This window comes from Campylobacter sp. 2018MI13 (assembly GCF_018501135.1).
Taxonomy (GTDB): domain Bacteria; phylum Campylobacterota; class Campylobacteria; order Campylobacterales; family Campylobacteraceae; genus Campylobacter_E.
In genome coordinates this window covers 12,826-28,635 of the sequence record NZ_JAHCZC010000015.1, presented here as the reverse complement: position 1 = coordinate 28,635, position 15,810 = coordinate 12,826, and the positions used below count along the sequence as shown (strand labels likewise).

The 15,810-nt window shown below is 28.2% G+C and carries 15 protein-coding genes; 9 read left to right on the top strand and 6 right to left on the bottom strand.

Annotation, left to right across the window (positions count from 1 at the left end; all coding sequences use genetic code 11):
- Positions 1–222 precede the first annotated feature (222 nt).
- Positions 223–2,724, top strand: coding sequence for a preprotein translocase subunit SecA (secA, locus tag KJQ99_RS02800; RefSeq protein ID WP_214120336.1), 2,502 nt, complete (start codon positions 223–225; stop codon positions 2,722–2,724).
- Positions 2,721–3,482 carry a glycosyltransferase family 25 protein gene (locus KJQ99_RS02795; protein ID WP_214149931.1) on the top strand — a complete coding sequence of 254 codons (762 nt, stop codon included), beginning with the start codon at positions 2,721–2,723 and terminating at the stop codon, positions 3,480–3,482. Before secA ends, KJQ99_RS02795 begins: the two co-directional genes overlap by 4 nt.
- A 1-nt stretch (position 3,483) precedes the next feature.
- Here KJQ99_RS02795 and KJQ99_RS02790 read toward each other — a convergent pair whose 3' ends face one another.
- Entirely contained in the window at positions 3,484–5,352 is a 1,869-nt protein-coding gene (locus KJQ99_RS02790; protein ID WP_214149930.1) for a DUF1561 family protein, read from the bottom strand.
- Between the two features lie 51 nt (positions 5,353–5,403).
- On the opposite strand from KJQ99_RS02790, the gene KJQ99_RS02785 reads away from it, so the two are divergent.
- The gene (locus KJQ99_RS02785) at positions 5,404–5,949 is read left to right on the top strand and encodes a gamma carbonic anhydrase family protein (protein WP_214149929.1); all 546 of its coding nucleotides are present in this window, start codon (positions 5,404–5,406) and stop codon (positions 5,947–5,949) included.
- Positions 5,950–5,960: 11 nt separating this feature from the next.
- Here KJQ99_RS02785 and KJQ99_RS02780 read toward each other — a convergent pair whose 3' ends face one another.
- The 5 genes from KJQ99_RS02780 to uvrB form a co-directional block, all read right to left on the bottom strand.
- Positions 5,961–6,740: an ATP-grasp domain-containing protein gene (locus KJQ99_RS02780; RefSeq protein WP_214149926.1), complete on the bottom strand. Its 780-nt coding sequence runs from the start codon at positions 6,738–6,740 to the stop codon at positions 5,961–5,963.
- Positions 6,737–7,498 carry an ABC transporter ATP-binding protein gene (locus KJQ99_RS02775; RefSeq protein WP_214149925.1) on the bottom strand — a complete coding sequence of 254 codons (762 nt, stop codon included), beginning with the start codon at positions 7,496–7,498 and terminating at the stop codon, positions 6,737–6,739. Before KJQ99_RS02775 ends, KJQ99_RS02780 begins: the two co-directional genes overlap by 4 nt.
- Positions 7,492–8,541: a FecCD family ABC transporter permease gene (locus tag KJQ99_RS02770; RefSeq protein WP_214149924.1), complete on the bottom strand. Its 1,050-nt coding sequence runs from the start codon at positions 8,539–8,541 to the stop codon at positions 7,492–7,494. The genes KJQ99_RS02775 and KJQ99_RS02770 overlap by 7 nt, the downstream gene beginning before the upstream one ends.
- A gap of 6 nt (positions 8,542–8,547) precedes the next feature.
- Complete coding sequence (locus KJQ99_RS02765) at positions 8,548–9,648, bottom strand: ABC transporter substrate-binding protein (protein WP_214149922.1); 1,101 nt, start codon at positions 9,646–9,648, stop codon at positions 8,548–8,550.
- 77 nt (positions 9,649–9,725) lie between these two features.
- A complete protein-coding gene (gene uvrB, locus KJQ99_RS02760) occupies positions 9,726–11,693 on the bottom strand; it encodes an excinuclease ABC subunit UvrB (RefSeq protein ID WP_214149921.1) in 1,968 nt (655 codons plus the stop codon).
- An 86-nt stretch (positions 11,694–11,779) separates the two neighbouring features.
- Here uvrB and KJQ99_RS02755 point away from each other — a divergent pair, with 86 nt between their 5' ends.
- From KJQ99_RS02755 to KJQ99_RS02730, 6 genes are read left to right on the top strand one after another with little or no spacing between them, the layout of a single operon-like run.
- Complete coding sequence (locus KJQ99_RS02755; protein WP_214118384.1) at positions 11,780–12,013, top strand: hypothetical protein; 234 nt, start codon at positions 11,780–11,782, stop codon at positions 12,011–12,013.
- A complete protein-coding gene (locus KJQ99_RS02750) occupies positions 11,997–12,335 on the top strand; it encodes a hypothetical protein (RefSeq protein ID WP_214149920.1) in 339 nt (112 codons plus the stop codon). Before KJQ99_RS02755 ends, KJQ99_RS02750 begins: the two co-directional genes overlap by 17 nt.
- Positions 12,319–12,774 carry a type II secretion system protein gene (locus KJQ99_RS02745; protein ID WP_214149919.1) on the top strand — a complete coding sequence of 152 codons (456 nt, stop codon included), beginning with the start codon at positions 12,319–12,321 and terminating at the stop codon, positions 12,772–12,774. The genes KJQ99_RS02750 and KJQ99_RS02745 overlap by 17 nt, the downstream gene beginning before the upstream one ends.
- Before the next feature lies 1 nt (position 12,775).
- On the top strand, positions 12,776–13,270 hold the full coding sequence (locus KJQ99_RS02740) for a prepilin-type N-terminal cleavage/methylation domain-containing protein (RefSeq protein ID WP_214149918.1): 495 nt from the start codon (positions 12,776–12,778) through the stop codon (positions 13,268–13,270).
- A 1-nt stretch (position 13,271) separates the two neighbouring features.
- Positions 13,272–13,901 (top strand): type II secretion system protein, encoded by a 630-nt coding sequence (locus KJQ99_RS02735; protein WP_214149917.1) that lies wholly within the window; start codon positions 13,272–13,274, stop codon positions 13,899–13,901.
- On the top strand, positions 13,901–15,751 hold the full coding sequence (locus KJQ99_RS02730; protein WP_214149916.1) for a primosomal protein N': 1,851 nt from the start codon (positions 13,901–13,903) through the stop codon (positions 15,749–15,751). The genes KJQ99_RS02735 and KJQ99_RS02730 overlap by 1 nt, the downstream gene beginning before the upstream one ends.
- The last annotated feature ends 59 nt before the right edge of the window (positions 15,752–15,810 follow it).

Below are 15,810 nucleotides of genomic sequence, written 5' to 3'. Positions count from 1 at the left end.
ATATATTAAAGTTTTATTACTCAAATCAACTACTTTTTGAATAAAATCAGCTTCAAAACTATTGTAATTTATATTATCAATTTTAAATGCAAAAGCAAAAATTCCACAAATACAAAGCAAAAAGATTTTTTTAATAATCATTTAAATACCTTTTAAATATCCTTTTATTTATTTTAACAAATATAATTATATTCAAAAATCAAAACCAAGAGGTAAATTTAAATGTTTAAAAGTATAGCAAAATGTATATTTGGAACTCGTAATGATAGACTTCTTAAAGCCTACAAAAAAAGAGTATTAAAAATAAATTCTTTAGAAGAAAAATATCAAAAATTAAATGATGAAGAAATTAAAAGCGAATTTCAAAACCTACAAAATAAAGTGCTTGAAGACAATAATAATTTAGATTTAGTTTTAGAAGATGTATTTGCAATAGTAAGAGAAGTTAGCAAAAGAACGCTTGGAATGAGACATTATGATGTGCAATTAATAGGCGGTATGGTTTTAAATGATAAAAGCATAGCAGAAATGAAAACAGGGGAAGGAAAAACCTTAGTAGCAACCTTACCTGTGGTATTAAACGCAATGACAAAAAAAGGCGTTCATGTAGTAACAACAAATGATTATCTAGCAGCAAGAGATGCTAATGAGATGAGTGCTATATATAATTTTCTTGGTTTTAGTGTTGGTATTTTAGTAGGAAACGACCATAGAAATAGAAAAGCTGTTTATGCGTGTGATATTGTTTATGGAACTAATAGTGAATTTGGTTTTGATTATTTAAGAGATAATATGTGCTTTGATGCTGAAGATAAAGTTCAAAGGGGACATTATTTTGTAATAGTTGATGAAGTTGATAGTATTTTAATAGATGAAGCTAGAACTCCATTAATAATTTCAGGGCCAACCAATAGAACACTAGATGGCTATATAAGAGCTAATGAAGTAGCTAAGCAAATGGTTCGCGGAGTTGCACCAGATGATCCTAAAGAAAAACCTAGTGGAGATTTTATAGCAGATGAGAAAAATAGAACTATTTTAATTACAGAGCAAGGAATTTCAAAAGCAGAAAAACTATTTGGAGTTGATAATTTATATAGTCTTGATAATGCTATTTTAGCTCATCAATTAGACCAAGCTTTAAAGGCTAATAATTTATTTTTAAAAGATACTCATTATGTTGTTAAAGATGGCGAAGTAATGATTGTAGATGAATTCACAGGTCGTATTAGCGAAGGAAGACGCTTTAGCGAAGGCTTACATCAAGCACTTGAAGCTAAAGAAGGAGTTAAAATCCAAGAAGAAAGTCAAACTTTAGCAGATATTACCTACCAAAATTACTTTAGAATGTATGAAAAACTTGCTGGTATGACAGGAACAGCTCAAACTGAAGCAACTGAGTTTTCTCAAATATACAACCTTGATGTAATTACAATCCCGACTAATGTGCCTGTAATTAGAAAAGATTTAGATGATTTAATTTATAAAACTCAAGATGAGAAATTTAAAGCCGTAGTTGATGAAATAAAAAAAGCTAACGCAAAAGGACAACCTGTATTAGTTGGAACTGCAAGTATTGAAAAAAGCGAGCTTTTACACGAGTATTTAAAAAAGGCAAAAATAGCTCACAATGTATTAAATGCTAAAAATCACGCTCACGAAGCAGAAATTATTAAAGATGCAGGTAAAAAAGGAGCAGTTACTATTGCAACTAATATGGCTGGTCGTGGTGTTGATATAAAAATTACTGATGAAATTAGAGAATTAGGTGGCTTATATATAATAGGAACTGAAAGACACGAAAGCCGTAGAATTGATAATCAATTGCGTGGTCGTGCTGGAAGACAAGGTGATCCTGGTGTTAGTAGATTTTATTTAAGTCTTGAAGATAATTTATTAAGAATTTTTGGTGGAGATAAGCTAAAAGCAATTTTTACTAGATTAAAAATCGCTGAAGGCGAAAGCATAGAAAGCTCACTTGTAACTCGTGCAGTAGCAAGTGCTCAAAAAAAGGTAGAAAATCTTCATTTTGAAAGTAGAAAACATATACTTGAATATGATGATGTAGCAAACGAACAAAGAAAAACTATATATAAATATAGAAATGAATTGCTAGATACAAATTATGATATTGAGACAAAAGTTGAGCAAAACATAGCTGAATATGTGGATTATTTAATTCATAACTTAAATGATTTAAGTGCTGAAAATTTAGTTGAATTATTCAAAAATGAAATTAATTTAGAGCTAGATTTAGAATTATTAAAAACTTTAAACACAGAAGAAAGCAGAAGTGTTATTATTGATGCAATAACTACTATGTTAAAAGTTAAATTTAGCATAGTTCCTGATAGTGAAAAGGAAAGAATTGAAAAATTATTATATCTACAAGTTTTAGATGGTGCTTGGAGAGAGCATTTGTATCAAATGGATATTTTAAAAACAGGTATTGGTCTTCGTGGATATAATCAAAAAGACCCATTAGTAGAATATAAAAGAGAAAGTTATAATTTATTTATGGAGCTAGTTGAAAGAATTAAAAGTGAAAGTATAAAAGTATTACTAATAATTCAACTAAGAATGCCTGAAACTAATGAAGAAATTCAAGAAATTGAAAAACCTATCAAAAAGCAATCAAGAAATGAACCTTGTGCTTGTGGTAGTGGTAAGAAATATAAAGATTGTTGTGGCAAAAGCGGGCCACAAAAAGGCGTATTTGCTTGAAATTCTTTATAATTAATCTTGAGCAAGATATAGAAAAAAGACAAAAAATAACAGCCCTTTGCGAAAGCTTAGGGCTTAATTATGAAATAATTAAAGCTGTATATGGCAAAGCGTTGAGTGAAGATGAAATAAAAAAAAATACCTATCCTAAAGAAGAACAATTAAAATTATTCAAAAGAACTTTAAGCCTTGGAGAAATAGGCTGCGCTATGAGTCATAGATTATGTTATCAAAAAATTATAGAGCAAAATCTAGAAGATGCAATTATTTTAGAAGATGATGCAGTATTTGATAAGAATTTATTAGAATTTTTAAAATATAAAAATGAATTTCCTAAAGATTTAGAACTTTTATTATTAGGTCATCAAAGGCAAATTTATAGCGATGATGGTTTTAGAATTGAAAGTCCATTTTCATTAAGATTTAATAAAAAAATTTTAAATTGGAATTTAAAAAGATTAGTAGGAAGAGGAAATGGTGCATATGGATATTATATAACTAATAATGGAGCACAAAAATTATTTAAAGCAATGAATAAATTTCATTTACCAGCTGATTTATATACAAGTAATGAAACATTTATCAATTTATATGCAATTTATCCAATTTTAATTAAATTAGGAATTATTAATACTTCTTCAACACAAGACAATTTTACAAATAAAAAACGCTCAAAAATTAGTAAATATTTTAAACTATTGAAAAATAAAATACAATTTTTTATCCCGTCTTTAAAAAAGCCAAGAGATTATGTTTAGCTTAATTGCTAAACATAAAATCAATTTCCATTAATTCACATCTTCCATTATTGCAAGTATTTGCATTATTTGGATTTAAGAAATTACCATTACCCCTTCTAAAACTACCATCTCCAGTGCAATCAAACTGATTTAAGTATTCTCCTAATACATTATCTCTATTTCCAACTAAACCAATTAAAGTTAATGCCTCTATTTGATATCTTCCATTTGCAGTAACAGAAAGCTCTAAACTTCTTAAATTATTAGCAGGTCTTACTAATTCTAAATATTCTGCTTCGCTTATATTTTCATTATTTGTTGGAATTACCACAACCCCGTGATTTGTAATAACTATAGGAATAGCGTGAGCTCTACCATTGCTAAGGCTTACTAAAGCTATATATAAAGAACCAGCAGGAGAGCGGGTAAGTCTTATTAATTCTCTACCAATATCATCTCCAGTATAAACTGAACTTAAACTCCAATCAAATCTTGGCAATATATTTCTAGTTAAAGCCCAAATCGCCCTAACTCCTCTATGATAAATTGGCTCTCCGAATACCAACTCATTTCCCCAAAAGTTAAAAGCTCCTTGCATTAGATTATATAATGCTGGATTTCTTCTTTGAAAAGATATAAAAGGACTTCTATGCTCACTATAATCAAATAAATAACCTTGATTATTATTTTCTAGTTCAGGATTATATGGATATACTTGAGTTAATAAAGATACTATTTCAAAAGTTTGTAGCATACAAATTCCACAAATTCCACTAGCATCATTGCTACTATCACTTGTTCTTGTTATTGCATAAAGTCTTCTTATCCAATTATCATCTAAAACATTAAAATTAGCTAAGTTAAAGAAATTTAAATCTCTTTTTACTCTTCTTTCATTTCCACATTTGTGCGAATTAAATCCCGCATTTCTATAATTAAAATTCCATAAATCATACACACTACTATCAAAGAAAAATTGAGTATTCTTTAAAGAACTTCCCGCAAGATTAATTTTATAATAATCTTTTGTAACAACAAATAATCTTCCTAAATCACTACCCCTTGCAACTTCTAAAATATTATTTTTATTATCCACTATAAAAGAACCATCAAATAGATTTAAATTCCAATAAAAATCATTCTCTCTATCTTCAAAATTACATTTCTCAAATCTTAAATAACTAGCATTTAAATTAGATAAATTGGTCTTTAAACATTCAAAATTACCATTGTTATATAAAGCAATTTTACCTGAACTAAAATCATAATAAAAATTAGTTGGATTATTTTTATTTGCATTATTTTTACCCAAATAATACTTAGTTCTAACTCCACTTGTTCTATTTTCTACATAAAAATATATTGGTGTTTTTAAAGCATAATTTACAGGTGGCGCAATAGCTTCAAGCCATTCTTTCATAACGCCTTCAAAAATTTTTATTTTATTACCAAAATTATTTTTAGTAGCCACTAATAAGAAGTTTTTTTCTGTAATTTTCATATTTGAAAATGCTTTTAAGCTAAAAGCATCATTATTAATATCAAACCATTGAGATTTATCGTTTAATACACAAGGGCGAAGTTCTACATAATCACTCCCCATCTTGCCATTTTTCATTCTATCCCCAAGCGACGCACAAACCCAGCTATCATTATATCTAAAAGCAAGTCTTTTATATACATCATATCTTGTGATACTTGAGTTCTTACAATCTTGCATACCTACTAGCAATCTTCCATCAGCTAACTTAGGGCTAAGACAAAATAATTTTCCATCGTGTGATTGAACAAATAGTCTTGAATCTTGAATTTTATCAGCCTTATGTTGAGTAATAGAATCAGCAAAAAGTATTATATTTAATAAAAATACAACTAATATTTTCTTCATATTTTCTCCTTTTTTATATCATATAATAAAAATTATTATTAAGGAAAGCAAATGTTAGTTAAATACGATAGTTTTTATCCTAATTTAAATAAATCAGTTTTTGTAGCAAATGGAGCTAAAATCATTGGAGATACTACAATTGATGAATATTCATCAATATGGTTTAATGCAGTTATTCGTGCAGATGTAGCTAATATAAAAATAGGAAAATACACAAATATCCAAGATAATTCTACAATTCATGTAGCAAGAGCTTTATATGATGAACTAGGAGTTGAGATTAGCCCTAAAACACCTTGTATAATAAAAGATTATGTAACTATAGGGCATAACTCTATAATCCACGCTTGCACGATAAATTCCAATGTATTAGTAGGAATGGGAAGTGTGATTATGGATGGAGCGGTTGTTAATGAAAACTCAATAATAGGTGCAAATTCATTAGTAACTAAAAATAAAGTTTTTCCACCAAATTCATTAATTCAAGGAAGTCCTGCAAAAGTTGTTAGAGAATTAAGCAATGAAGAAATAAAAGCTATTAAAAACCAAGCTTTAGAATATGCAGAAGTTAGTAAAAAATATCTAGAAAATTCTTAAAATCAAATTCCTTAAATTTTTAAGGAATTTAAATATTTTTTCATTTTATTTGCAAAAATACTTACAAACTCTGGCTTTTTATCAAAATATAAAGCAGGTTCAATACATTCAATTTCATTTATATAAAACCTATCAGCCAAAAATATATCACACCTTGCATAAAAGCTATCTTTTGGAATATATTTGCTAGCTAAAGATATAAGCTCATCGCTTGGATTAAAATCATCTATTTTTACACCATAATTATAGTTTGCTCTAAAATCATTATTTTTAGTTCTTAAAATACTATATTGATATGCCCCTTCAAAAAATACCAAACAAGCTTCGCTATTGTGGTTAATGTATTCTTGAATTAAGGCTTTATCTTTATAAAATTGTAAATTAATATCATCATTAAACCTTGCTACACCATTTCCGCTTTGACCTATTAAGGGTTTTATGATTTGATTTGGTTTTAATTTTATATCTTTAATATCTACAATATTAGATTTTACAGCGTCTTTTATATCTAGTAAATATGATTTATCTAAGTTTTTTCTAATTAATTTTGTATTATTTATCAAAATAATATTATTTAGCTCACAAAAATCTAAAAATCTCAAAAACTCATCTACTTTAAGAGAATAATCCCAAACACCAAGTGGCAAAATAACACAATCTTTTAAATTCTCATACTCTTGCCACACAAAAAACTCACATTCAAAATCCAAGCTCAAAAACTCATTTTTAAGTATTCTAAGACCTATAGAGCCCTCTTTATAAATATCTTGCATTGCTATATAAATTTTCATTTTGTTCCTAAAAGTGATATTAAAGGCTTATTTTCATCAGCTAAAACATTTACATTTACATCATATAAATCTTTTAACATTTGTTTTGTGATAATATCATTTGCTAAACCTTTTTGATAAACTAAATTTTTATGTAAAACTATAAGCTCATCGCAAAACCTTGAAGCTAAATTTAAATCGTGCAAAACAACAATACTAATTAAGTTTTTAGTATAGGTTTGCTTTTGTAAAGCTTCAAGCAATAAGCATTGATAATGCAAATCTAAAGCACTCACAGGCTCATCAAGTAATAATACTTTTGGCTCTTTTGCTAACACTTGAGCAAAACTTATCATCTGCCTTTGTCCGCCTGAAAGTGCGTTTATATTTTTATTAGCTAAATGATTAATATTTAAACCCTTCATTATATTCAATGCAAATTCTAATTCTTCATCTTTTATAAAAAGCCCTAATTTTTTTAATTTTCCAAGCAAAACTACTTCTAAAGCACTAAGATTTGCATTAGAATTAAAATCTTGCAACATATAAGCAATATTGTTTTGCCAAGATTTATAAGTTTTTTTATTTAAAATAAAATCATCTAAACTAATTTTTCCATCTACTTTTACTCTGCCAAAAATTGCATCTAAAAGCGAACTTTTACCAGCACCATTTGCACCTATTATTGCATATATTTTTCCATTTTCAAATTCTAAATTGATTTTATCTAATATTAAATTATTAGCTCTTTTAACATTTACATCTTTTAAGATTAGCATACCCTTCTCCTACTATAAACTATAAAAAAGAAAAATGGCACTCCAACAAAAGAAGTAACAATTCCAATAGGAAATAAAGTCCCTATTACTATAATCTTTGAAATCACAGAAGAAAAACTTAAAAATACAGCACCAATTAACATAGATGTAAGCATATAAAATCTTTGGTCTTCTCCTACAAGCATTCTAGCTATATAAGGAGATACAAGCCCAATAAATCCAATAACTCCTACAAAAGAAATAGCCGTTGCGCTCATAATTGATACAATTAGCAATGCTTTAAATCTAAGATAAGATAAATTAACGCCCAAAACTTCAGCCCTATTTTCACCTAATCTAAAAGCACACAACGCCCAACTATCCTTTATAAGTAAAATAACACAAATAATCGTAACCACTCCAACTATAATTACATTAGTCCAATTTGATTTTTGAAGTGAGCCAAAAAGCCAAAAAACAATTTGTTGAGAAATTTCAGGAGCACTTATGTATTGAACTAAGGATAATAATGATTGAAATAAAAATAAAAGCGCAATACCTACTAAAATTAACATTTCAGAACTAAAAGCTCTTGATTTTGCAAACAAAAACAAAACACTAGAACAAACCATAGTCATAGTAAATGCACCAAGTGGCACAGCAAAATAAAGACTAATTCCTGCAAATCCAAATGCAATCACAAGTGAAGCTCCAAAACCAGCCGCAGCAGCTAGTCCTAAAGTATATGGACTTGCCATAGGATTGTTAAGTAAAGTTTGAATTAATGCTCCACCATAACCTAAAGCAGCACCCACAACTAAAGCCATAACAGTCATAGGTAATCTTAATGAATGTGTGATTATATACGATGTATTATCAACTTCAATATCAATAAAAAACGCTTTTAAAATTGATTTTACAACTTCAATAGGACTTATCATAGATGGGCCTACAGCTATATCACACACAAAACCCAAAATACCCAGAAATATAAAAAATACAATAATTACAAATTTTTTTCGCTCATATTTTCTATGAGCGATTATTTCTTTACTTAAATTCATCTTTTATCACTTAGCTTGGATACCAAAAGAACCTGTTGGAATTATCGGAAGATATTTTTTGTGATAATCAATATAAGTTTTAATAGGGTCTATATCTTTGAATAAATCAGGATATAAAGCTTTAGCAATAAATTGCACCATAGAAGCATCAACTAGTGTTCTACTAGCTCCTTGATATACTGCAAAAAGTCTATTATCTTTTATAGCTGGCAAACTATCCCAACCTGCTCTAGTTTTAAAACCATTTAGCCTTTTATTTGCTTCTTCTTCATTAATTCCAATACCCATTACCATAGCTTCTGGATTTTTCTTAAGTTCAGTTTCACGACCAGCAATTATTATTACATCAGGCTTACTTGCTAAAACTTCTTCAGGATGAATTGGCATCCATTTTTCTACAAGTGGTGCTGCTATATTATCCCCACCTGCAAGGTCAATTAAAGCACCCCACATATCTTTACCAAAAGTATAACTATGCTCTTTTGGACCAAGATTTCCAAATTCTATATAAATTTTTGGCTTTTTAAGATTTGCTTTTTTAATTCTTTCTTGCACATCATCAATTATGCCTTTATAAAAACTTATAAGCTCATTTGCTCTTGCTTCGCTATTTGTAATTTTTCCTATAACTTCGGTGCTTCTTATGTGTCTTTCAACACTTTCGCGGTTGTAATCAAGTATTACAATAGGAATATTTGCTTTATTAATTGGTTCAAGCTGATCTTTTATCATCTCATATTGCCAATCAGCCAATACTAATAAATCAGGTTTTAAAGATAATACCTTTTCAACCGAAAATGTACTTAGCTCAACTTCTCCAACATCAGCTATATTATTTAACTCCGGTAAGACTTTAATATAAGCATCCCAGCTAGCAGGAGTCCAACCAGTCCAAACTTCCTTAGAAAATCCTACTACATTTTTTAAAGCGTCCTTACCACCAACTGCTAAAAAGTCAGTATAGTAAAATCCAAGAACTATTCTTTTAGCAGGTAAATCAACTTTAACTTCTCTATCTAAAACATCTTTAATTACTTCTACTTTAGCATTAGCACCAACACATAAAACACTCACCACAACTAAGCTTTTTAATAAGCCTTTAAACATTAGTTCTCCTTAATAATGATAATAAGAACTAATATTTTAAATAAAAAATATTAATAATAATTATTAATTTTAAAATTTTAAATACTTCTTAGTTTTTTAATCTCATCTCTATAAAACGCTGCTTGTTCAAAATCAAGCTCTTTTGCCGCTAGGTGCATTTTTTCTCTTAATTCATTTACTAATTTTGCTCGCTCGTTTGCTGGCATTTTTTCTATTTTTGATTTTTTTATAGAAACATTATCTTCGTTTTGTTTTAAAGTCTTTTCTAATTTTCGCTCAACACTTCTTGGAGTAATTTTGTGCAATTTATTATAAGCTTGTTGCAAGCTTCTTCGCTCACTCGTAATATCTATTGCTTCTTGCATTGATTTTGTGATTTTTTTAGCATATAAAATTACTTTTCCATTGACATTTCTAGCTGCTCTTCCCATTGTTTGAATTAAACTCGTAGTTGAGCGTAAAAAGCCTTCCTTATCAGCGTCTAAAATAGCTATAAGACTAACTTCAGGTAAGTCAAGTCCTTCACGAAGCAAGTTAATTCCAATTAGCACATCAAAATCTGCATTTCTAAGAGAAATTATTAATTCATTTCGCTCAATTGCATCAATATCAGAATGCATATATTTACATTTGATACCTAATTCTGTGTAGTATCTTTGCAATTCTTCTGCCATTTTTTTTGTAAGTGTTGTGATTAATACACGCTCATTTCTTGCAATCACCTTTTTAATCTCATCATATAAATGCTCTATTTGGTTTTCGCTATCAATTATGCTAATTTCAGGGTCAAGCAGTCCTGTTGGACGCATAATTTGCTGATAAACACACTCACCACTAAGCTCAAGCTCTAATTCAGCAGGGGTTGCACTCACAAATAAAAAAAAGCAATCTTTATTAATAAATTCATCAAATTGTAATGGTCTATTATCTAAAGCGCTTGGCAATCTAAAGCCGTATTCAACTAGCACTTCCTTTCTAGCTCTATCTCCTGCAAACATTCCCCTAAATTGTGGCAAACTAACATGACTTTCATCTACAATTACTAAAAATGGCTTTTGTTTTATTTTAAAATAATCAAATAAAGTATAAGGAGTTTCTCCTGCATTAAGCCCACTTAAATGTCTTGAATAATTTTCTATTCCTTTAGTCATTCCTGTAGTTTCTAGCATTTCTAAATCAAATTCAACTCGCTGTTCTAAGCGTTGTGCTTCTAATAATTTGCCTTGTTTTTTAAAGTATTCTAATCTTTCATCAAGCTCATCTTTAATATCCCTACAAGCTCTTTTAAGAGTTGGAGTAGCGACTATAAATTGATTTGCAGCATAAAGTGTGAATTTATTTAAATCTTTTATTTTTTTATTATCAAAAGTATTAAAAGTATAAATCTTTTCTAATTCATCATCAAAAAATTCTAAGCGAATTGCATCATCTTCATAATAAGCTGGATAAATATCTATAATATCCCCATTTACACGGAAATTCCCCCTATCAAAAAACGCATCATTTCTACTATATCCCATAGCTACTAAATGAAGTAATAATTCTTTTTGTTTATAGCATTTGCCTATTTCAAAAAATTCTACCATATCAATATATTCAGCAGGATTTCCTAATCCATAATTAGCACTTACACTTGCAATACAAACGCAATCATCGTATGCTAAAAGCGAAGCAGTTGAGCTTAAACGAAGCCTTTCTAAATCATTATTAACCGAGCTATCTTTTTCTATAAATGTATCAGTTCTAGGAATATAAGCTTCAGGTTGATAATAATCATAATAACTTATGAAATACTCCACATGATTATTCGCAAAAAAGCCTTTAAATTCGCTATATAATTGCGCACAAAGTGATTTGTTATGGCTCATTATTAAAGTAGGCATTTTAAGTTTATTTATCACATTTGCCATTGTAAAGGTTTTACCCGAGCCTGTAACTCCTAAAAGAGTTTGATATTTTTGTCCGTTTTTTACACCATTTACAATTTTTTCTATTGCTTGTGCTTGGTCAGGTGATGGTTTATAATTACTAATTAACTCAAACATTTTAATCCTAAAAAATAATTTTTATTATTATATTAACTATAAATAATTAAAATCACAGCTTTAAAATTTGATTAAGGATAAACAAAATGAGCGATAACATAACAAGCACACTAAGTAATAAAATAGTAGAATTAATGGAAAAATATAAATATTTAGTAAGCGAAAACGAAAGACTTATGAATGAATTAACTCAAGCAAAAGCTAAATGTGAAGCACAATCATATGAAATCAGTAAATTAGAAGAAGAGTTATTAAATAAAAATCTAATTGAAGAAGAAACCTTAAAAGCAATAGAGCAAGTGCTTGGAAACAACAACTAAATTTACGATAACCTTAGGAGCTAGGGGCTATAATTTTAATGTTCCATCTAAAGAATTTTTAGCTTATTTAAATGATGATATAAATAAGCTAAAAAACCCTACAAAAAATATAGAAATACCACAATTTATTAATTTATATCTTAAAAAAAGTTACTCACACTTTCAATTAGTGCAAGAATTTGAAAAAATACAAGAAGAAAATTCACAACTTAAAGAAGAGAATTTAAATCTTAAATCAGAATTGCAAAGACAAAAAGAAGATTTAATAAATATTATAAATATTCTTAACAATAAAGGAAAAATAGATGAAAAAAGCATTTAGTATGATAGAAATGATTTTTGCTATTGCTGTTATAGGAATATTAGCAGGAATTGCAATTCCTAAAATGATGGCTAATAAAGACACAGCACATATAGTGCAATTAAAAGAGCAAGTTGAAGCTATTAGAAAAGGTATTGAAGCCTACGCTGGAAATTCTTATGTAGAAAAAGGCTTCAAAGAATATCCTACAAAATTATGCAGTAGTGGTTGTAAGGGTGCTCCTGCTTTTGCTGATGAGGTAGCAAAAGGAATTAATAGAAGAGCTAAAAATTCAGTTGGTTGGGACAACTCTGATGATGATTTATTATTTGTTACAAAACCTAAAGAAAATACAGCAGTATTTTTTAAATACGATGCAAGTGATGGAAGCTTTAAGTGTGATAAAAGCAAGGTCTTAAGCGGTTGGAAAGCAGAAGATTGCTCTATAATAGGAGAATAAGATGAAAAAAGCTATGAGTATGATGGAAATTATATTTGTAATAGTGATTATTGGTATATTAGCTGGCGTTGCTATTCCTAAATTATTTACAGGTCGTGATGATGCACAAATATTAAAATTAAAAGAAACACTAGCTTTAATTCGTTCAGGCATAGAACAATATAAGCAAAATAGCCTTTATACAGATGGCACTTCAAAATACCCAGATGGCTTATGTTTAGACGCTAAGCGTGATAAAGGCACAACATGCCAAAATAATATGAAAAATAGCAATAGTTTTTTTGCAGCAGTGTTAAAAAACCCTGTTACTTTTGGGTCTAAGCAAGGTAGTTGGGATGGTTGGACTAATAGTGTTGTAAATGAAACTTTTATTTATTATGCTGATAATAATAAAAATGGATATGTATTTGAATACGATAAAAATAAAGGAACTTTTAAATGCCTTAATTCGTATCCAGGTGCAAAAGTTTTACCTTGTAAAAAATTAGGCGAGTAAAATGCTAGTAAATAAAAAAGCCTTTACTATGATAGAACTAATATTTGCGATAGTTATTATCGGGATATTATCGGCTGTAGCTTTACCTAATTTTTTTGATTTAAAATTTAAATCTGATATAGCTAGTTTAAATTCTGAAATAAAAGGTATTAATGGAAAAATTAACGCTCAACTGCTAAAAAATGTAATGGTAGGGAAAGTGTCAAGCTATGATAATCTAGATAATTTAAATTCTTCTGGAAAACCAATTGAACCTACTAAAATTTTTACATCTTTATTTAAAGATGGCTTAGATAGAGGAGATGAGAATAAAGGTTGGCTTTTTTTAGCAAGAACAACAGCTACAAGCAATGTAACATACTCTGCATGGACTGATTTATATAACTCAGCTTATCAAGCAGATAAAGATTTTCAAGATTACTTAGATAAAGAAAAAAAAGATAGTAATCTTATAAAAGATGAGAAAATGGAACTATATAGATACACATTTAATTCTAATATATATTATAAATTTATTTATAGAAGTATAAAATCAGAATTAATATGCGTAGAAGCAGTATGTAATAAATGTAATAGTAAAAGAATTGATTCAATTAATAATATGATTCCTTGTATCAAAAAAGCTTCTTGATGAATTATTATAAAGTAGCGATTTTAGGACATAATTTAGAAACTTTAACCTATGAAAGTGATGAAGAAATTAAACCATTTTCAAAGGTTGAAGTAAAATTACACAATAAAAATTGTCTTGCAATTGTTATGAATAAATGTGAAAAGCCAACTTTTAACACCAAACAAATAATAAGTATTTTCAATGAATTTCTAACTGATAATCAAATGAAATTAGCAGAATTTATGAGTAAATATTACGCTGCTAATATATCTTTATGTCTTGATAGTTTTATACTAAGCAAAAATATATCTAATACTAAAAATAATTTAAATATAAATATAAATTTACAACTAAATGAAAAACAACTTTTGTGTCTAAATAGCTTACAAAATAATAAAATGAATTTGGTTTTTGGAGATACAGGAAGTGGAAAAACTGAAATATATGCAAAATTAATTCAAGAATGCCTTAATGAAGGAAAACAAGCATTGTTTTTAATGCCAGAAATCAGCCTAACTCCACAAATGCAAAAAAGAATGAAAGTATATTTTAAAGATTTATTCATTACTTGGCATAGCAAAATTACTAAGGCTAAAAAACAAAAAGATTTAATAGAATTTGAATTAGGAAATAAGCCTTTAGTAATTGGTGCTAGGTCAGCACTTTTTTTACCTTTTAGCAATTTAGGATTAATTATCGTAGATGAAGAACACGATAATTCGTATAAATCTTCAAAATATCCATGTTATAACGCAAGAGATTTGGCAATTTATCTAGCAAGTATTACAAATGCAAAAATCGTTTTAGGCTCTGCAACACCAAGTCTTCAAAGTTTTTATAATCAAAATATAAATAAATTTAGATTAAAAGGCACATATTTTCAAAGCGAAAAAGAAATTCTTTTTGACGATAGTCTTGAGACACCTAGCTCTAATTTACTTGATTTATTAGAAGATAATTTAAATAAAAAAGAGCAAAGTATGATATTTTTACCAGTGCGTGGTAATTATCGTCAAGTTGTATGCAAGGATTGTAATTCAAGAAAAGTTTGTCCTAATTGCTCTGTGGCAATGAGTTTGCATAATAAAACATATAAATGCCATTATTGTGGTAAAAAAGAGTATTTAAAAAATACCTGTGATAATTGCGGTAGCGAAATATTAGAAAGCAAAATAATAGGAACAGCTCAATTATGCGAAGAATTAAAAAAGGCTTTACCTAATGCAAATATTGCAAAATTAGATAGCGATGAATTAAGCTCGGCAACTAAACTTAAAGAAATACTAGAAGAATTTGAATTAGGAAATATAGATATTTTAGTAGGAACTCAACTAATATCAAAAGGACACGATTATAGAAATGTTACATTTTGTGCTATTTTAGGACTTGATGAATATTTATTCTACCCTGATTATAAAGCTCGTGAAAATACACTTGCTCTTGCTATTCAAGTAGCTGGTCGTGCAGGAAGAAGCAAAAAAGCTAAAGTGTTAATAAATACTCAAAATAAAGATTTTTTTGAAAAATACTTGCAAAATTATGATGAATTTTTAGAAGATGAGAAATTTTTTAGAACTAATTATCCACCATTCAAAAGACTATTAAGATTAATTATTGCATCAAAAAATGAAATAGAAGCAAGTAATTTATGTGAAGACTTGGCAAATCATTTAAAAAATAGCAAAGAAAACGATAATGATTATGAAATAATAGGCTATGGAAAATGTGCTATAGAAAAAATTAACAATAATTATAGATATTATATTTTGCTCCGTTCAAATAAAAAAATGTTACTAAGTAACCTAGCCTTGCACTACAAACAGTTACAAAAAGTAACAATTGATATAGACCCTATACATTTTTCTTGACAAAACTACTTTTTTATTATCTAAAGCATTTATAATCTTTTTAAAAATTTTAAAGGAGT